Raw genomic sequence first — 18,247 nt, forward strand, 5'->3', positions numbered from 1 at the left:
CGATCGGTGAGGTCGGCTGCGATGAGTTCTCAATCTCTGCGCCTGTTCCGACGCCTCGGCGGTTCGCCGACGGGGCGTTGGTTGTTCTCCAAGCTGATCTGCCGGCGCGCGCCGTACTTCGCCACCATCGCGCCGCGGGTCGAGCTGCTCGAGTCCGGGCGTTGTATCGTGCAGATGCGCGACCGCCGCGCCGTGCACAACCACATCGGCACCGTGCACGCGATCGCGCTGTGCAACATGGCCGAACTCGCCGGCGGGCTCGCCACCGACGCGACCATTCCCGATTCGACGCGCTGGATTCCCAAAGGCATGACGGTGCGCTATCTGGCCAAGGCGCGCGGCACGCTGACCGCGACGGCGACCGTAGCGACCGTCGCCGATGCAAGCGTCGCGCAAGAGCTCTTGGCGCGCGTGCAAGTGCGCGACATCGGCAATACGGTGGTGTTCGAGGCCGACATCGCGATGTGGGTCTCGCCGCGCAAGGCCTGAGATCGTGAGCACCGCCGAGATCCTGATCTTCCTGTGCGGCCTGCACAGCCTCGGCTTCGCCTTGTTCCATCTAGCTTTCTGGAAGTCGTTCGACTGGCCGCAGGCGCTGCGCCAGACCAATCCCGCGACCCGCGCGGTGACGCAGATCCTCAATCTGCGTCTGATCTACGTCTTCCTCTGCATCGGCGCGCTGTGTTTGCTGCTGCCGCAGGATCTGCTCGGCACGCGCCTCGGCCACGTGGTCCTGGCCGGCATGTCGCTGTTCTGGATAGGCCGCACGATCGAGCAGTTCGTCTTCCTGCGCGTGAACCACCCGCTGGTGCATACGCTGACGGTGTTGTTCGTACTCGGCGCCGTCTTGTTCGCCTTGCCCTTGTTCCTCAGCTGAGATGGCGCATTGACGTGCGCGGCGGGCTCATCGACGATCGCCTCAACGGCGGAGGCGATGCGATGAACGCGACGGCACAGCAGCGGGAATTCCTCGGCGCCGCGCGCGCCGAAGCGGAAGCGGGATGGGCCGAAGGCGGCATTCCGATCGGTTCGGTCCTGGTCTACGAAGGACGCATCCTCGGCCGCGGCCACAACCGCCGCGTGCAGCGCGGCAGTGCGATCCTGCATGCGGAGATGGACGCGCTGGAAAACGCCGGCCGCCAGCCGGCCGCGGTCTATCGCGATTGCACCCTGTACACGACGCTGTCGCCGTGCGCGATGTGCAGCGGCGCGACCGTGCTGTACGGCATCCGCCGCGTGGTGATCGGCGAGCACCGCTCCTTCCGCGGCGAGGAAGACTGGCTGCGCAGCCGCGGTGTCGCGATCGAGGTGGTCGACGATGCGGCCTGCGTCGCGCTGATGGGCGAGTTCATGCGTACGCAGCCGCAGCTGTGGAACGAGGACATCGGGCGCTGAGATCGGGCGAATGTAAACGCCGCGACGATCACACGCGCGAGTAGCTCCAAGATTGCATACGCCCCTCGTGATACGGCATCACGCCGTGGAACGGGCGTGGGTCGCCGTCGAATACCAGCGGCAGGAAGTGGCGGTCGCCTTCCCACATCGGCAGTTCGTGCAGGCGGTCGAGCTCGACCCATTCCAGTGCGCCTTCGGGATTACGTTCCAGCGGCGTGCCTTCGAAGCGCGTGATCGTGAAGAGAAAGCCCAGCCAGTCTTCGCCGTGCTTGCCGAAGCCGGGCCAGTTGATCGTGCCGCGCAGCTGCAGCTCGACGCATTCGATGCCCGCTTCCTCGTGAATTTCGCGGCGCATGCCGGCGAGCACGTCCTCGTGCGGATCGAGCTTGCCGCCTAGGCCGTTGTATTTGCCCAGGTGCATGTCGTTCGGGCGCGCGTTGCGATGGATCATCAGCACGCGCCGGCCGTCGGGCGACAGCACGTAACCGAGGGTGGCGACGATCGGCGTGTAGGGCATGGTCGGAGGGCGGTTGCGAATCGGCAATGATAGCGGTCGCCGCTACCAGCCGCCGCTACAATCGGACGAGAGTTTCGCCGCGGGGAGTACGCAGGATGAGTCTGGAGACGATTTCGGAGCAGCGCAGTTTCGGCGGCGTGCAAGGCTTCTATCGGCACGAATCGAAAGAAACCGGCGGCGCGATGAAGTTCGGTGTGTACGTTCCGCCGCTCGCTCTCGGCGCACGCGCGCCGGTGCTGTACTACCTCGCCGGGCTGACCTGCAGCGAAGAAACCTTCGCGATCAAGGCCGGCGCGCAGCGCCTCGCCGCCGAACTCGGCCTGATCCTGGTCACGCCCGATACCAGCCCGCGCGACACCGGCATCGAAGGGGCGAGCGGCGATTGGGAGTTCGGTGAAGGCGCCGGCTTCTATCTCGACGCCACCGTGCCCGCGTTCGCACCGCGCTTTCGCATGTACAGCTACGTGACGAAGGAGCTGCCGGCCGTGCTCGGCGCGCACTTCGCCGCCGCCGACCTGTCGCGCGAAGGCCTCTTTGGCCATTCGATGGGCGGCCACGGCGCGCTGACGATCGCGCTCAGGAATGCGCAGCGCTACAAGTCCGTTTCGGCGTTCGCGCCGATCGTCGCGCCGAGCCAGGTGCCGTGGGGGCTGAAGGCCTTGCCGCGCTATCTCGGCGAGGACACGCGCCGCTGGCGTGTCTACGACAGTGTGGCCTTGCTCGAAGACGGCCAGCGTTTCCCCGGCACCATCCTGATCGACCAGGGCGACGCCGACCGCTTTCTGGAAACCCAGCTGCAGCCCTGGCGCTTGCAAGCCGCGGCGAAAGCCGCCGGTCAGGCGCTGAACCTGCGTACACACGCCGGCTACGACCATCTCTACTATTTCGTAGCCAGCTTCGTCGAAGATCATCTGCGGCATCACGCGCAGGCATTGCGCGGATGACGGCCGGTTTCCCGCAGCGCGAAGGCTATGGGTGGCGCCCGGAAGCGGCGATTTAGCGCGCCGATCTCGCTTGGCCGTGGCGGACTCGACCACGATTCGCGCGGCGAAGCGGTCCGCTTGCGACCAGCCGGCGCGCTGCGTCGGTTAAACTGCGCGCCGCCCACCCGAATTTTGTCCGAGCATGCCCACGTTTTCCGGAGAACCGCGCACGTCTGCCGACGCTCGCTACGCGATCGTCGCCAGCCGTTGGAACCCGCGCATCGTCGATACGCTCGTCGACGGCGCGTTGCGTACCTTGCGCGAGCACGGCGTCGCCGAGGCGGCGATCGATCTGGTGCGCGTGCCCGGCGCCTGGGAGATCCCGCCGACCGCCGCGCGGCTCGCCGCGAGCGCGCAGCACGCCGCGATCCTCGCGCTCGGCTGCGTCGTGCGCGGCGACACGCGTCACTACGAACACGTCGCCGACGGCTGTGCCGAAGGTTTGATGCGCGTCGCGCTGGATTTCCGCATGCCGGTGTTGAACGGTGTACTCGCGGTCGAGCGCCACGCCGACGCCGAAGCGCGTGCCGGCGGCGTGCACGGCAACAAGGGTGAGGAGGTCGCACTGGCGGCCTTGGAAATGGCGGACCTGTGGCGGCACTTGCCGCAGGCCGATCCGCACGCGCGCTCTTCGAGGCTCGCGCTCGATTCCGACCGCAGAGGTACGCCATGACCCACGCCAACGGCATCGATCCGGCCGCCCGCTCGCGCGCGCGGCGCCGCGCGCTGCAGGCGGTCTACGCGTGGCAGCTCAGCGGTTCGCGCATCGACAGTGTCATCGCCCAGTTCCGCCACGAGCAGGACATGCAGGTGGCGGATCTGGAGTACTTCGAAGATCTGGTGCGCGGCGTCGAGCGCGAGCATGCCGAGCTCGACGCGGCGATGGTGCCGTTCCTTGATCGCGAGGTCGAGCGCGTCGATCCGATCGAGCGTGCCGCCTTGCGCATCGCTGCGTACGAATTGCGCCATCGCGTCGACGTGCCTTACCGCGTCGTCATCAACGAAGCGGTCGAGACGACCAAGCGCTTCGGCTCCGATCACGGCCACACCTACGTCAACGGCGTGCTGGACAAGCTCGCCGGCGTATTGCGCGGCGCCGAGTACGCCGCTTCGCGCGATTGATTCGCGCCCGGGGGAGCGGGATGAGACGCGGCTGGAGCGAGGGCGCGGGCGCGGCATGGCTGGTGCTGCTGGTCGGCGTCGCGTTCGCGCTCGGCATCGTGCTGCAGATCGACGGCGTCAGCGGCGCCTGGTACTGGCGCCGGCCTTGGCATGATCTCGGTTTGCTACGGACGACGGCGCTGCTGCTGCCGCCCTTGCTCGCGCTGGGCTTGGCCTGGCGCAACGATCGGGTAGGCGAGGGCGTAGACGCGCGCACACGGCTGCTTTGCCTGATGGCCGCGTGTCTGGCTCTGCAACTGCTCGGCGCGCTCGCGCACGCGGACGGCTTCGCGCGCGTGCACGCGATCGTCGTTTCGCCGGTCGCGACCAGCTATTTCACCGATGCGATGCGCATCGGCGATCTGCGCGATTGGCTGGCGAACTTCCACACCGCGCAACTGGTGCTGCATTCCTCGACCCATCCGCCTGGGCCGGTGCTGTTCTACTACGCGGCGTTGCAGTTGGTCGGGCCGGATGCGGCGCCGCTGCTCGGCGCCGGCGTCATCGCCGCGATGTCCACGCTGGGCATTCCGGTGCTGTGGTCGTTCGCTCGGCTGTGGACGGAAAGCACGCTGCCGCGGCTGACCGCCTGCACGCTGTACGCGTTGCTGCCGGCCCTGATCGTGTTCTTTCCGGAGTTCGATCAGATCTATCCGATCGCGACGATGCTGATCGCGTTCTATTGGGTGATGGCTCTGCGCGGTTCGATCGGACACGCCGCGCTGCTCGGTTTCAGCGTGTTCGTCGCTTCGCTGTTCGCGTGGAACTTGCTCGCGGTGGGGGCGTTCGTCGCGTTGTACGGTTTGTATGCGTTGGCGCGCGATGGCTGGCAGGCGCAGAGCTGGCGTCGTGTCGCGGTGTCGGCGGCTATCGCGGCGGCGGTTTGCGGCGGCGCCTATCTGATCCTCTGGCTCGCCAGCGGATACCACCCACTGCTGAGCCTCCGGCACGCGATGGACATTCAAAGCGCGCAGGCGGCGGTGCTGGATCGTCCGTGGCTGTCGTGCATCGTGTTCGATCCTTACGATTTCCTGCTCGGCGCCGGCATGATGGTGCTGCCGCTGACGGCGATCTTTCTCGCTCGCAAGACCCCTGCGGACGGCCTCGCCGCCGAGGCGCGCGCGCTGACTTGGCTCGGGCTCGCGACCATCGCGCTGATCGATCTGTCCGGCTTGCTGCGCGCGGAAACCGCGCGAGTCTGGCTGTTCCTGCAGCCGTTCCTGCTGGTGCCGGCGGCGCTCGGCCTGTCGGCGTTTCCACGCAATACGCGACTTTGGGTGCTGGCCGTGCAGTGGTTCATCGTAGTGGCCTTGCTTTGCCGGATATCCTTCATCAATCCCTGACTGCACCGGCACGAACCAGACCATGGAGTTCGATCTGATCGACCTGATCCGTGCGCGTTGCGCGATCGAGCGCGCCGACGTGCGCTTGGGCATCGGCGACGACGCGGCGATCCTGGCGCCGCCGCCCGGACACGAGCTGGCGGTCAGCACCGATACCCTGGTCGAAGGCGTGCATTTCCCGGCCTCGACCGGTGCGCGTGATCTCGGCTGGAAGGCGCTCGCGGTGAACCTGTCCGACCTCGCCGCGATGGGCGCGACGCCGGCCTGGGCCTTGCTCGCGCTGACCCTGCCGCGGCCCGACCGCGGCTTCGTCGCCGATTTCGCCGACGGCTTCGCCGAACTCGCCGCGCAGCATCGCGTCGCCCTGGTCGGCGGCGACACCACCAGCGGACCGCTCAGCGTGACCGTCGTCGTGCACGGCTTCGTGCCGCCGGACCGCGCCTTGCGCCGCGACGGCGCGCGCGTCGGCGATCACGTGTTCGTGACCGGCACGATCGGCGATGCGGCCGGCGGCTTGGCTTGCCTCGACCGCCGCAATCCGCACCTGCTCGAACTGCCGGCGGAAGTGCGCACGGCGCTGATCGCGCGGCTGGAACGGCCGACGCCGCGCCTCGCCGCCGGCGCCACATTGCGCGACAGCGCGACCGCGTGCATCGACGTGTCCGACGGGCTGCTCGCCGACTTCGGCCATCTCGCCGCGCGCAGCGGCGTCGGCATCGAGCTCGATGCGCATCGGTTGCCGACCTCGTCCGCGCTGCTCGCCGCATTCGACGAAGCCGAGCGGCTGGTGCTGCAGGCGGGTGGCGGCGACGACTACGAACTCGCCTTCACCGCACCGCTCGATCGCGCCAACGCGATCGAGCGCGACCTCGCGCGCCTGGGTTGCGGCGCGACGCGGATCGGCAGCGTCGTCGGCGGCAGCGGCGTGCGCCTGCTCGACATCAAGGGCGGCGAGCTTTCGCTGGCGCGACGCGGCTGGAACCACTTCGGATGAAGCTCGACGCCGCGCAGCGGCGCCTGCTGCTGGCCGATCCCGCCGGCTGGATCGCGAGCGGTTTCGGCAGCGGCCTGAGCCCATACGCACCGGGGACGGCCGGCTCGTTGGCAGCCCTGATTCCGTGGTTCGCGCTGCGCGAGCTTCCGCCGCTTGCGTATGCGTTGGTCGTCGCGCTTGCGTTCGCGATTGGGGTGTGGGCGTGCGGGCGCGTGGTCGTCAAGCTGCGCCTCGCCGATCCCGGCGTCGTCGTCTGGGACGAATTCGTCGGCCAGTGGATCGCGCTGGCGCCGCTCTTGTGGTTGGGCGGCGACGTGCTGTGGATCGCGGTCGGCTTCGGGCTGTTCCGCTTGTTCGACATCGCCAAGCCGTGGCCGGTGTCGTGGGCGGATCGGCGCGTAGGCGGCGGCTTCGGCGTGATGCTCGACGACGCGCTGGCCGGCCTCTATGCCGCCGTGCTGCTCGGCGTTGCGATGATCTGGCTCCGCTGATTGCACACGGCGGCAATATCGCCGTGGACAGCCGCGTTCTCGATCTCCTGTGGCGCAGCACGGCCGCGCTGCGCCACTCGATCTCAGACCGCTAGGCGCCGTCAGACCACTGGCGCCTGAGAATCAGGAACAAGGACCTTGCGGCGTCGCCGCCGTGCACGACACCTTCGAGCGATGCTCGAACACGCCGCTGTAGTTGGCGAGCTTGCCCGGACGCGCCTGCGCGTTGACCACGTTGTAGGCCATGAAGCCGGTCACCGGCAGGCCGTACAAGGTCACCGCCGAGCCGTCGGCCGCTTTGCCGCCGGGCAATTTGTGCGCCGCGTCCGGCGTCAGTTCGGCCCAGCCCGCCTCCCAGCCGGGGAATGTTGGTCCGACGTTCTCGAGCAGGCGCGAGCCGAACACGCCCGACTCGGTCGCCGCGCTGTCGCGCGCGAGACGGAACGCGAGGGCGTTCACGGAGTACGGCGCGGTCAACGGCGGTAGCGCCGGGGGAATGCCGCAGCCCGGTCCGCACGGATCGGACACCCACATTTCTTCCTGGTCCCACAGACGGTAGTCGATTTCCACCGGCGCCTTGCCGGGCGCGGCGAAGGCGTGCGTAAACGGTGGGTACGGAACGCCTGAGTAGAGAACTTCGTCGGTGTAGTAGCGTTTGGTCGGGAAGCTCAGGATCCAATCTGTATTCGCACCGAGTGCGCTCGTCAGCACGACTTCGTTGTAGATCGAGTCGGCCATGAATACGGCGCTGACCGCGTCCTCGCCCTTCGCGTAGTCGATGCCGATCTGTCGATTGCCGGCAAATACATAGGCGCGAGCGTTGCCTTGGGTTGCTTCGGCGGAGTTGGCTTGCTGCAAGGTGGGTTGCAATGCAGACGAGCCCGAATACAAAGGGATGTCGGTGAAGCCGCTGATCGCATCGGCGTTGTACGGATAGAAAGTGCCTTCGTCGACGTTGATGATCGCGCCGGAACCGAACAGATCGTTGCCGGGCGCGTCGAGATCGCCCATGAAGTTGCCCAGGGTGAGTTCACCGCAAGCGCTCGGCTGCCCCTGATTGGGATGGCCGTTCGATTCGTGCGCGATGCGTCGTTCGGTTTCGCTGCCCGGTCTGACATCGCCCCAAGTAATCAGCTCGACCGAGCCTTCGCGCGTCCGAGCGAGGCCTTGAGGTCCAGCGTCGGGCCGGTCGAAGGGAGCCGGAGCACCGCCGGCGTACGCATTCTTGCGGAAAGGCACCGCGCCACTGGCGGGAAGCGGCGGATACATACAACTCTTGTCGGCCGTCTTCAGCACCGCACCGCCGTCGTCGCTGCGATCGGGTTGGGTGACGACGGCCGTCCAGACGTCGTGCGGCGACAGGAACAGAGCGAAGTCGAGCACCTCGCGGCTGTTGTAGCCCTCGAAGAAGCGCACTTTGATCGCCTTGCCGCGGTCGGACGGATTGACCACTGAGATCATCGTGTCCTGGCCCTTGTTGACCGTGTAGTACGGGTAGATCAACACCTGGCCGAGGCCTTTGGGATTCAGCGCGACCGCGCCGGCGTCGGCTGCGATGCCGGTTAGAGCGAGGCCGATCGTGGCGATCAATGCGCGTTGCTTCATTGCGTTTCTCCTAAGAGCGAGGGACGTCCTGTGCGGCCGATGCATCTTCCAGAGTTTCGGCCATGCTGTCGCGATACACGAATGGACGAGGAAGTTCTGCTGGCGCCGCCAAGCGTGTTCCGATGCGGCTGCGGGAAGCGTGTTTTGCTCGAACACGTCGCTCGCGATTCGGCCGCTGGTTCGCATCGAACGCGGCGGCCTCCGATTGCCGGCGCTGTTTCTTTCAGGGCAGCGCAACACGGGCGTGCTGCGCCGCCCGGTGTCAGGCGGATGTGCGCGAAAAAATCAGGAGCAAGGACCTTGCGGTGTCGCCGCTGTGCACGACACCTTCGAGCGATGCTCGAACACGCCGCTGTAGTTGGCGAGCTTGCCAGGACGTGCTTGCGCATTGATCACGTTGTAGGCCATGAAACCGGTTACCGGCAAACCGTACAAGGTCACCGCCGTGCCGTCGGCCGCCTTGCCGCTGGATAGTACGTGCGCGGCGTTCGGTGTCAGTTCGGCCCAGCCCGCTTCCCATCCCGGAAACCTCGGCCCTACGTTTTCGAGCAGGCGCGAGCCGAACACACCGGACTCGGTCGCTGTGTCGCCTTCGGTGAGACGGAAGGCGAGTGCGTTCACCGCGTACGGTGCAGTCAGCGGCGGTTGCGCCAACGGAATGCCGCAAGCCTGTCCGCACGGGTCGGATACCCACAGTTCTTCCTGGTCCCACAGGCGATAGCCGATTTCCACCGGCGCCTTGCCGGGCGCGGCGAAGGCGTGGGTGAACGGTGGGTATGGAGCGCCGGCGTAGAAGCCCGGGTCGGTGTAGTAGCGCTTGGTCGGGAAGTTCAGGATCCAATCCGTGTTCGCCCCGAGCGCGGTCGTTAATACGACTTCGTTGTAGATCGAGTCGGCCATGAACACGGCGCTGACCGCGTCCTCACCTTTTTCGTAGTCGATGCCGATCTGTCGGTTGCCGGCGAATACGTAAGCGCGAGCGTTGCCTTGGGTTGCTTCGGCGGAATTGGCTTGCTGCAAGCTGGGATCCAATATGGATGCTGAGTACACCGCTAAATCGGTGAACCCACTAAGCGCGTCGGCGTTGTACGGATAGAAGGTGCCTTCGTCGACGTTGATGATCGCGCCGGAGCCGAACAGATCGTTGCCCGGCGTATCAAGATCGGCGGCCGCGCTGCCGAACGTGAGTTCGTCGCAACCCGGCGGCTGCCCTTGATTGGGGTGGCCATTCGATTCGTGCTTGATGCGTCGCTCGGTCGCGCTGCCCGGCCTGATGTCACCGTAGGCGATCATTTCGACCGACCCTTCGCGTGTCCGCGCGAACCCCTGCGGTCCACCATCGGGTTGATTGAAGGGAGCGGGCGCGCCGCCGGAATACGCGTTCTTGCGGAAAGACACCACTCCCTCAGCAGGAAACGGCGGATACGTACAACTCTTGTCGGCCGTCTTCAGCGCCGCGGCTCCGTCTTCGGTGCGATCGGGTTGGGTGACCACGGCCGTCCAGACGTCGTGCGGCGACAGGAACAGAGCGAAGTCGAGTACGTCGCGGCTGTTGTAGCCCTCCATGAAGCGCACTTTGATCATCTTGCCGCGGTCGGACGGATTGACCACTGAGATCATCGTGTCCTGGCCCTTGTTGACCGTGTAGTACGGGTAGATCAACACCTGGCCGAGGCCTTTGGGATTCAGGGCGACCGCGCCGGCATTGCCGGCCACGCCTGCCAAAGCCATTCCGATCGTCGTCATCAAAATTCGCTGTTTCATTGCACTCCTCCCTTGCTGAACGATGTGATTCCCCCTTTGAACCACCGGATCATCAGGCGATCGAACTACGCAATCAATCGTAGTTCGGAAACGAATCGGTAACCTTCGAGCAAGGCCGTGATTCGCGCGTGATAACTGCGGCGTGAAGGCAACACATCGAAGCGATTCGTTGCGTGCGGACGACGGCTTGTGCCGTAACGCGACATTCGTCGTGCTGGAGCAACAGCGGCTCCTCTACAGACGTTCGGCGACGGCGATCCATTCCGGCCGCCGCCGTGGGCGTGCGGATTCTTCGACGCCAGGCGCTCTGCTCAGCGGGCGACTTGCCGCGGAGCGATCGGTTCTGGCGTACCGTCGCAGGAGCCCGGCTCGGCGTTTGCGGCGGCTGCGCAAGAAACCGTCGAACGATGCGCGAAGGTGCCGCTGTAGTTGGCCAGCTTTCCATTCTGCGCGTGATCGTTGACGACGTTGTAGGCCATGAAACCGGTTGCCGGTAGGCCACGGAGGATCTGTTCGGTGCCGGTCGCGGCAGACACGCCGCCGAGCAGTTCGCGCCCCGACTGAGAACGGGCGAGGTTCAGTCGGATCCAGCCGGAATCGCCGGGCGGCGTCTCGGGAGCGGATACCGTCGCAACCAGCGCCGAGCTCAGCATCGAGCCGAACACTTCCGAGGGCGCAGCACGCGCGTCTTCGGGCAGGATGCGAATGACATTGACCGCGTAGGAGATTCTGTAGAAAGGGTCGTCTTGGCAGAGGAAGCCGCAGTCGCCGCTGTTGTAGGTGTCCGAATAGCCTTCTTCGCGATCGAAGAAATCGGCATCCAGTTTGATTTCGGAGCGTCCCGGTGCGGTGAATTCGTGTTCGAAGGGCGGGTAGGGCACCGTGGTCGAAGTGGCACGGTCGACGTAGTAGTTCTTGGTCGGAAAGGTGACGATCCAGTCCGTGCTCGCGCCGAGGTTCGCGGCGGTGAGGTATTCGTTGTAGAGCGCGTCCGCCATGAACACGGCGCTGACCGCGTCCTCGCCTTTCTCGTAGTCCAGCGCAATCTGGCGGTTGCCGGCGAACAGGTACGCGCGCGCGCTTCCCGCAGTCGCCTCGCTCGAGTTGGCTTGCCGCAGCGTTGGGCTGTACGGATCGCTCGCCACGAGAGCGATGTCGGTGAAGCCGCTGATCGCGTCGGCGTTGTAACCGAAGAACGTGCCTTCCTGACCGTTGATGATCGCCGCCGAGCCGAACAGACCGTTGGTCGGCGCGTCGAGGTCCTCCGCAACGTTTCCGTTGCTCAGTTCATTGCAACCTGGCGGTGTGCCGGCGTTCGGCGCAGGCGGACTTTGCTGGATATGCGTGATGCGCTGCGAGGTCGCGCTGCCTGGGCGAATATCGCCTATTGCCAGGATCTCGAAATAACCTTCGCGCGTACGTTCGATGGTCTGTGGACCACCGTCCGGCTCGTTGAACGGAGCCGGCCCGCCACCAGCGTAGGCATTCTTACGAAACGGAACCTGGCGACTGTCCGGAAATCGCGGGTAGGTGCAGCTCTTGTCGTCATTCTTCAGCACCGCACCGCCGGTATCGGCGTGATCGGGTTGTGTGACGACCGCCGTCCAAACGTCGTGAGCGGACAGGAACAGGTTGAAGTCGAGCACTTCGCGATTGTTGTATCCCTCGCGGAAGCGAACCTTGACCAGCTTGCCGACATCCGTGCTGTTGACCACGGACAGCAGGGTGTCCTGGCCTTTGTTGACGGTGTAGTACGGATAGATCAGAACCTGTCCCAGACCTCCGGGATTGAGGCTGGCAGCGCTCGCCGGATGTATGGACGTGCAGCCAAGCGCGAGTAGCCCGAGCATGCCGGTCGACACTTTCATAAGGCTCTCCTGTGAGGGGGCATTTGGAGAAACACCGTTCGGCAGGAATTTGCGACATCTCCGTTTTGCGGCGCGAGTTGCTTCGCACCATCCGCCTACAGCAGATGCTCAAGGGCGGCTATCGAAGTTTGGCGCGCAGTGAAGCGTCGAACGCACTCAGTAATTGCGGCAAGGCGTAGGCAAGCCCCCCGATAGGTGCTGGCAGATCCAGCCGTGGCCGCGGTGCCGAAAAGCGCCCGAATAATTCGCGAGCCGGTTCGGCTGCGCTTGCGCGTTGATGATGTTGTAGCCCATGAAACCGATGCTGGGCAGGCCGAAAACGTACGCCGCCGAGCGTTCGAAAAGATCTTCGGGGTCGATGTCGACTAGGCCGGATTTCAGTATGTGGAGTGTCCCCTCCGGTGCCGCAGACGAGGGGTATTGGTACAGGCGCATGCGACCTGCGCCGCCCAGTGCCGGGATCGGCGTCGTCAACGCCGATCCGAGAACGGCGGAACGATCGCTCGCCGCCGCATCCACGCCAATCGCGAGCGCATTGACCTGGTAGGGCAAGGTCAGTGGCGTGGCGGTAATGAGGTTGGGATCCTCCTGTGGAGGGTCTCGCCGCTGATCGCGGTCGAACAGGGCGATGCCGACCTGCACCACAGGTCGACCATCGACCGGGGCATCGTCGAAGGGTTCATGCGGAGCCTGCGTGCCGATATGCACCGGATCGGTGTAGTACGCCTTGGTCGGGAACGTCACGATCCAATCGGTAGCGCCGCCGATGTTCTGCGCGGCAACGTATTCATTCTCGATCTGCGTCGCCATCAGCACCGCGCTGAGTGCGTCGATACGCGTGTCGTAGTCGACGACGATCGCTCCGGGGAGTCGAGCGGAAAACGACGACGAAGCGGGCGCGGCGGCAGGAGCGGCCAGCGAAGGAGACAAGGGCCCGGCCGAGGGTGTATAGGGGCGTTCGTCCGTGTGCCAGAAGTCGGCGATAGCATCGGGTGAGTAGCCGAAGAACGTGCCTTCCGCGACATTGATGATGGCCGCCGAGCCGAAGATATTGCGCGGAGGGTACAGATCTGCGGCTTTCGGCAGATTCGCACGCAACAGAGTGCAATCGGGCGCCGCGCCGGATGGACGCGTGAGCGCACGGCCGGCCGCCGAATCGGCAAGAATCCAGCCCGTCGAAATCATTTCGATCGATCCTTCGCGCGTGCGCGCGAGATCGGCCGGCCAGCCATCCTCCGGAAACGACCCGCTGCCGTCGAAGTTGCGCGTGCTGAATTCGAGTCCGCCGGCAGGGATCGCCGGGTCGGTGCAACTGGAGTCGGCGGCCGTCAGTCTGGCGCCGCCGGAAGACGCATCCGCGCTTACCGCGGCGGTCCAGACATCGTTTGGACCGAGGAACACGTCCAGTTCCAGAGCCGGGCGGCCGTTCCGTCCCTCGTTGAACCGCACTCTCACGACGGCAGCCCCATCCTCGTCGTTGACCAGCGTGAGCAGGGTGTCCTGTCCCTTGTTGACGGTGTAGTACGGATACAAGAGCACATGGCCGATGCCATTGGGATTGAGATGCATCGCAGCAGCATGGCTTGCCGACAGCGCGGCGCTCATTGCAATGAAGAATCCACGTACAGCTTTCATGATTCACCGTCCTCCCTGGTTGCAATCAAAAGAGCAAGATTTCGATAGCGGCGAAGGTGCAGCGGCGCGCGGCTTCGATCACGCCAATGCCTTCTTGCGACGCACCCCGACCGCGTAATCGACGCAGGAGTTTACGCTGCTACGAAACGCCGCCGAGATCATTGGGCAGCAGCTTGCCCGGATTGAGAATCCCATCCGGGTCGAAGTCGCGCTTGATCGCATGCATCAGCGTCAGCGCCTGCGCATCGAGCGCGCGCGGCATGAAGTCGCGCTTGGCCAAGCCGATGCCGTGTTCGCCCGAGAGCGTGCCGTCCATGCCGATGACGGCGTCGAACACCTCGCTGAGCGCCGCCTCGGCGCGTGCGAGTTCCGCTTCGTCGCGCGGCAACAAGTTCACGTGCAGATTGCCGTTGCCGGCGTGGCCGAAGCAGACGATCGGCAGCGCATGGCGCGCCGCGATCGCGCGCGTCGCGGCGACCAGTTCGGGTACGCGGCTGACTGGCACCACCACGTCTTCGTTGATCTTGTTCGGCGACAAGGTGCGCAGGGCCGGTGACAGCGCCTTGCGTGCGGCCCACAGCGCGCCGACCTCGGCTTCGTTCGCGGCAATGGAAAGATCGAGCAGTCCTTCGCCGCGCGCCGCCTGCGCGACCGCGGCGGCCGCCGCGGGCAGAGCGTCCGGCTCACCATCGACCTCGACGATCAGCATCGCGCCGGCCAGCGGCACCGCCTCGCCGCCGTGCGCGCGGGCGAGACGCAGGCACTCGTCGTCGAGAAATTCCAGCGCGCACGGTGCGACCGGCTGCGCCATGATGCGCGCGACCGCGCGAGCGGCGGCGGCGACGTCGGCGTAGGTGGCGCGCAGCGTGCGTTTGGCCGACGGCAGTGGCGCCAGCTTCAGCGTCGCCTCGGTGACGATCGCGAGCGTGCCTTCCGACCCGATCAACAGGCGCGTCAGGTCGTAACCGGTCGCGCCCTTGGTCGTCGGCGTGCCGCAACGGAACGGCTCGCCGTTGCCAGCCACCGCGCGCAGCGCGAGCACGTTGTCGCGCGTGGCGCCGTATTTCACCGCGCGCGGTCCGCCGGCGTTGCAGGCGATGTTGCCGGCCACCGTGCAGAACGGCGCCGAGGTCGGATCGGGCGGCCAGAACAAGTGGTGCGGCGCGAGTGCCCCTTGCAGATCGCCGTTCAGCACGCCCGGCTCGACCACCGCCAAGCGATTGTCGCGATCGATGCGCAGCACGCGGTTCATGCGTTCGAAGCTCGCCACCACGCCGCCGGCGATCGGCACGCTAGCGCCGGTGGTATTGGTGCCGCGTCCGCGCGCGACCAGCGGCAAGCGATGGCTGCGGCACAGGCGCACCAGCGTGACGACGTCTTCGTGCGTGGCCGGAAATACGACCGCGTCGGGCATCGCTTGACGGCGCGAGTTGTCGTAGCCGTAGACCAGGCGTTCGCTCGCTTCGGTGTGCACAGCGTCGGCCGCGAAGGCGCGCTGCAGGTCGGCGAGGGCGGCGGAAGACAAGCTCATACGATCGGTTCGAGGATGGATGGCGGCGCTGCGAAAGCGGCGTTGCCGTCCGGCTTCGCTATTCCTGTTTGGTCGCGGTTTCGACGTACTCGAACACTTTCACCACACGTTCGACGCCGCTGACGTCGCGCGCCACGTCGGCCACCGCGTCGGCTTCTTCGTGCGTGACCTTGCCCATCAAGTACACGGTGCGATGCGCGGTGCTGATGTTGACGCGAGTCGGGTCGAAGCTCTGCAGGCTGGTCAGATCGAGCAGGGCGGTCTTCACGTGCGCGGTGATCGTGTTGTCGCGCCGGCGCGACCAGAAGCTTTCCGGTTCGCGCACCTCGATCTCGTTGACCAGCCGCCGCGTGCCTTCGAAGCCGCTGGCCAGACGCTCCGCGCGCGTCTTCAGTTCGGCCGTGCGCACTTCGCCGAGCAGCAGCATCGTGCCGTTGTAGACGACCACGCCGACGTTGTTCTTCAGCGCCAGCTCCTTGTCCTTGTTGATCGCATCGTAGGCGCTCAGATAGAGACGCTTGTCGTCGGCCCAGGTGCCGACGCCGCGGCGATCGTGCGCGGCGCTCGCGCCGACGGCGGCGCCGCCGGCCACGGCGAGGAAGCAGCCGCCGAGCAGCGGCAGGGTCGCGAACAGCAGCAGCCAGGCGAATGTGCGTAGGTGCATGACGTGTCTCCTTCGCGGTCGTCCGTGATCGCGACGATCAAACGCGGCCGTCCCGGCTGCGTTCGTGAATGGGGTCAGAAAGCTTGGAACGCATCGCGACGCCAGTCGATCGTCGGCATGTCGTCGCCGCCGATCGCCAGCACGTCGAAGCGGCAGGCGCGTTCGGCCAGTCGCGGCTCGCGCGCCAGATACGCGCTCGCCGCGCGCACCAGTTTCGCGCGCTTGGTCGCGCCGACCGACTCGATGCCGCCGCCGAAACCGCGCGTCGCCGCGCCGCGACGGTAGCGCACTTCGACGAAGACGACGACCTCGCCCTCGCGCATGATCAGGTCGATCTCGCCGTAGCGGCAGGAAAAATTCCGCGCGATCAGCGTCAGGCCGCTGCGTTGCAGATGCGCCAGCGCGAGATCTTCGTAGCGCGCGCCGGCAGCTTGCGTCGCGCTGCCGGCGCTGAGCTTCATTGCAGCGGCTGCATCGGCACGCTGCTGAGCGCGCCTTCGGCCGGCTGCGGCATGCCGTTGACGAAACGCGCCCAGCTGACCAGGCGATGCACGCGGCCGAAATTGTCGGCCGTCAGTTCGCCGGTGGCGCCGCCGAGGTAGGCTTCCGGATGCGCGATCAGCCAATCGATGTAGGGCAGCAGCGCGTAGGCGTCCATGCCGAACGCGAACAGGCGCGCACCGACGCCGTTCGCGCTCGCGATCTGGCCCGACACCTGAGTGCGCTCGGGCTTGCCCGGCAACGGTCCGAACAGCCACGGCGCGTCGCAGAATTCGACGCCCTCCAGATCGCGATCGAGCGTGGCGTTGCTGTCGCCCGAATAGATGTGCGAGGTCGCCAGTACCGGCACGGTCACGTTCGCGATCTTCAGCTGCGGCAGCAAGAGCCGCGCTTGCTGCGGACGCATGCTGATGAAGACCGCGCCGTCGTTGCCGAGGCTGGCGGTGGCCTGGGTGATCGCGGTGGCGAAATTGACCTCTTTCTCGCGCAGCCGCGCTTCGCCGATCAGGGTGCCGCCGCCGGCTTCGAACTGCGCGCGGAACGCGCGCACCGCGCGCTCGGCCCAGTCCGCCTCGGCCACGATCACCGCTGCGCGCGAGATGCCGCGTTCACGCAGGCGCTCGGCGACTTGTGCGCCTTCGGCTTCCGGCAACAGGCCGTATTCCGCACTGCCCGCCGGCGGCACTTCGCCGGTGTCGGGATGGTTGAGCGCGAGCACGCGCGTACTCAGCGGCTGGTGGAACAACTCGCCGACCGCTTCGCGCTGCAGCGGTCCGACCACGCGGTCGGCACCGTCGGCGACCGCTTTTTCGTACGCGGCGATGGCGTCGGCCGGGGTTTTGCCGGCGTCGTAGATGCGCAGTTCGGGGCGGCGGTCGGGGCTGTCGGCGAAATAGGCGGACAGAAAACCGTCACGGATCGCATTGGCGACTCCGGCCAGCTGTGCATTCAGCGGCAGCAGCAAGGCGACGCGCTTGGGCGGCTGATAGCCCTCCGCTTCGAGCGCGCCGCTCTGACCCGGCCGCATCGTGCCGACCGGCTGGCTCGGCCGCGGCAGTTCGCGCGCCAGCGCTTGACCTTGCTTGCGCAGCGCCTGTTCGATCCATGGGCGCAACGGATCGCTCGGCGCCAGGGTGTCGAAGCGCGACTTCAGCGCGTTCGCATCCAGCGCCGCCAGCGTATCGACCAGCTGCTTGCGGTTCTGTTCGCGATCGACGCCGCCGAGCAGACGGTCGAGCTGCGCGCGCGTCTGCGCCGAGGCGAATGCGTCGCCGCCGGCGGCGTCGGCGCGCGCGCGCAGTTCCAGCGCGCGCAGGCGCAGGTTCGGCGGCGTGTCTTCGCCGACCATCAGCAATGCGCGTGCGCGCGCGGCGTCGCCGTGCTTGAGCGCGATCTCGGCATCGAGCAGGTCGAGCCGCAGCGGCTCGTCGCCGTGCAGGCGGCGGCGTTTGATGTCGGCCAGCGTACGCGCGGCGGCATCGAAATCGCCGCGTTCGCGCATCGCTTCGGCCGCGCGCAGTTGGTAGTGCGCGGCGACATCGCCGCGGCTGGTGTTGGCGAGGTCGAGGAAGGCGCCGGCGGCGCGATCGAAGTCGCCCTGCTGATAGAACTCTTCGGCGCGATCGGCGTCCGGCGAGGACGGCGCCGGCGTGCCGCCGCCGCTGCTGTCGCCCATCGTCACGCAGGCGGACATGAGCAGTGCGAGCAGGCCGATGGCGGCGCCGCGCATGAGCCGAGAGGTTCGATGAAGACGTGGCGTCATGAGCGGTCCGAGCGCGAAATGGGCAACGCTGCG

18 protein-coding genes are annotated in these 18,247 nt (G+C 66.6%); 9 read left to right on the top strand and 9 right to left on the bottom strand.

The window, feature by feature from the left end:
• The first annotated feature begins 21 nt into the window (after window positions 1-21).
• The 3 genes from AC3QL3_RS04135 (at window position 22) to AC3QL3_RS04145 (ending at window position 1,395) form a co-directional block, all read left to right on the top strand.
• The gene (locus tag AC3QL3_RS04135) at window positions 22-489 is read left to right on the top strand and encodes a hotdog fold domain-containing protein (RefSeq protein ID WP_492897040.1); all 468 of its coding nucleotides are present in this window, start codon (window positions 22-24) and stop codon (window positions 487-489) included.
• A 4-nt stretch (window positions 490-493) separates the two neighbouring features.
• Window positions 494-877, top strand: coding sequence for a hypothetical protein (locus tag AC3QL3_RS04140; protein WP_492897042.1), 384 nt, complete (start codon window positions 494-496; stop codon window positions 875-877).
• A gap of 62 nt (window positions 878-939) precedes the next feature.
• The gene (locus AC3QL3_RS04145; RefSeq protein WP_492897043.1) at window positions 940-1,395 is read left to right on the top strand and encodes a nucleoside deaminase; all 456 of its coding nucleotides are present in this window, start codon (window positions 940-942) and stop codon (window positions 1,393-1,395) included.
• Between the two features lie 28 nt (window positions 1,396-1,423).
• On the opposite strand, the gene AC3QL3_RS04150 is transcribed toward AC3QL3_RS04145, so the two are convergent.
• On the bottom strand, window positions 1,424-1,912 hold the full coding sequence (locus AC3QL3_RS04150) for an NUDIX hydrolase (RefSeq protein WP_492897044.1): 489 nt from the start codon (window positions 1,910-1,912) through the stop codon (window positions 1,424-1,426).
• 95 nt (window positions 1,913-2,007) lie between these two features.
• On the opposite strand from AC3QL3_RS04150, the gene fghA reads away from it, so the two are divergent.
• From fghA to AC3QL3_RS04180, 6 genes are all read left to right on the top strand, one after another.
• Window positions 2,008-2,856: an S-formylglutathione hydrolase gene (gene fghA / locus AC3QL3_RS04155; protein WP_492897045.1), complete on the top strand. Its 849-nt coding sequence runs from the start codon at window positions 2,008-2,010 to the stop codon at window positions 2,854-2,856.
• 181 nt (window positions 2,857-3,037) lie between these two features.
• Window positions 3,038-3,568 (top strand): 6,7-dimethyl-8-ribityllumazine synthase, encoded by a 531-nt coding sequence (gene ribH / locus AC3QL3_RS04160; RefSeq protein ID WP_492897046.1) that lies wholly within the window; start codon window positions 3,038-3,040, stop codon window positions 3,566-3,568.
• Window positions 3,565-4,017: a transcription antitermination factor NusB gene (gene nusB, locus AC3QL3_RS04165; protein ID WP_492897047.1), complete on the top strand. Its 453-nt coding sequence runs from the start codon at window positions 3,565-3,567 to the stop codon at window positions 4,015-4,017. Before ribH ends, nusB begins: the two co-directional genes overlap by 4 nt.
• 20 nt (window positions 4,018-4,037) lie before the next feature.
• Window positions 4,038-5,399, top strand: a complete 1,362-nt coding sequence (locus AC3QL3_RS04170; protein ID WP_492897048.1) for a hypothetical protein — start codon at window positions 4,038-4,040, stop codon at window positions 5,397-5,399.
• Between the two features lie 22 nt (window positions 5,400-5,421).
• Window positions 5,422-6,393 (top strand): thiamine-phosphate kinase, encoded by a 972-nt coding sequence (gene thiL / locus AC3QL3_RS04175; protein ID WP_492897049.1) that lies wholly within the window; start codon window positions 5,422-5,424, stop codon window positions 6,391-6,393.
• Entirely contained in the window at window positions 6,390-6,884 is a 495-nt protein-coding gene (locus tag AC3QL3_RS04180; RefSeq protein WP_492897050.1) for a phosphatidylglycerophosphatase A family protein, read from the top strand. Before thiL ends, AC3QL3_RS04180 begins: the two co-directional genes overlap by 4 nt.
• Before the next feature lie 123 nt (window positions 6,885-7,007).
• Here the strand turns inward: AC3QL3_RS04180 and AC3QL3_RS04185 are convergent, their stop codons facing one another.
• The 8 genes from AC3QL3_RS04185 to AC3QL3_RS04220 all read right to left on the bottom strand — a co-directional run bounded on the left by AC3QL3_RS04185 (window position 7,008) and on the right by AC3QL3_RS04220 (window position 18,181).
• Window positions 7,008-8,489 (bottom strand): hypothetical protein, encoded by a 1,482-nt coding sequence (locus AC3QL3_RS04185; RefSeq protein ID WP_492897051.1) that lies wholly within the window; start codon window positions 8,487-8,489, stop codon window positions 7,008-7,010.
• A gap of 285 nt (window positions 8,490-8,774) precedes the next feature.
• A complete protein-coding gene (locus AC3QL3_RS04190) occupies window positions 8,775-10,253 on the bottom strand; it encodes a hypothetical protein (RefSeq protein ID WP_492897052.1) in 1,479 nt (492 codons plus the stop codon).
• Window positions 10,254-10,564: 311 nt separating this feature from the next.
• A complete protein-coding gene (locus AC3QL3_RS04195) occupies window positions 10,565-12,121 on the bottom strand; it encodes a hypothetical protein (protein WP_492897053.1) in 1,557 nt (518 codons plus the stop codon).
• A gap of 156 nt (window positions 12,122-12,277) precedes the next feature.
• Window positions 12,278-13,756 (bottom strand): hypothetical protein, encoded by a 1,479-nt coding sequence (locus tag AC3QL3_RS04200; RefSeq protein WP_492897054.1) that lies wholly within the window; start codon window positions 13,754-13,756, stop codon window positions 12,278-12,280.
• 139 nt (window positions 13,757-13,895) lie between these two features.
• The gene (locus tag AC3QL3_RS04205; protein WP_492897056.1) at window positions 13,896-15,287 is read right to left on the bottom strand and encodes an FAD-binding oxidoreductase; all 1,392 of its coding nucleotides are present in this window, start codon (window positions 15,285-15,287) and stop codon (window positions 13,896-13,898) included.
• Between the two features lie 58 nt (window positions 15,288-15,345).
• The gene (locus AC3QL3_RS04210) at window positions 15,346-15,951 is read right to left on the bottom strand and encodes a BON domain-containing protein (RefSeq protein ID WP_492897057.1); all 606 of its coding nucleotides are present in this window, start codon (window positions 15,949-15,951) and stop codon (window positions 15,346-15,348) included.
• 74 nt (window positions 15,952-16,025) lie between these two features.
• Window positions 16,026-16,412 carry a YraN family protein gene (locus AC3QL3_RS04215; protein WP_492897058.1) on the bottom strand — a complete coding sequence of 129 codons (387 nt, stop codon included), beginning with the start codon at window positions 16,410-16,412 and terminating at the stop codon, window positions 16,026-16,028.
• Window positions 16,409-18,181: a penicillin-binding protein activator gene (locus tag AC3QL3_RS04220; protein ID WP_492897059.1), complete on the bottom strand. Its 1,773-nt coding sequence runs from the start codon at window positions 18,179-18,181 to the stop codon at window positions 16,409-16,411. The genes AC3QL3_RS04215 and AC3QL3_RS04220 overlap by 4 nt, the downstream gene beginning before the upstream one ends.
• Between the last annotated feature and the right edge of the window lie 66 nt (window positions 18,182-18,247).

Source organism: Dokdonella sp. GW821-FHT11D02, assembly GCF_058808595.1.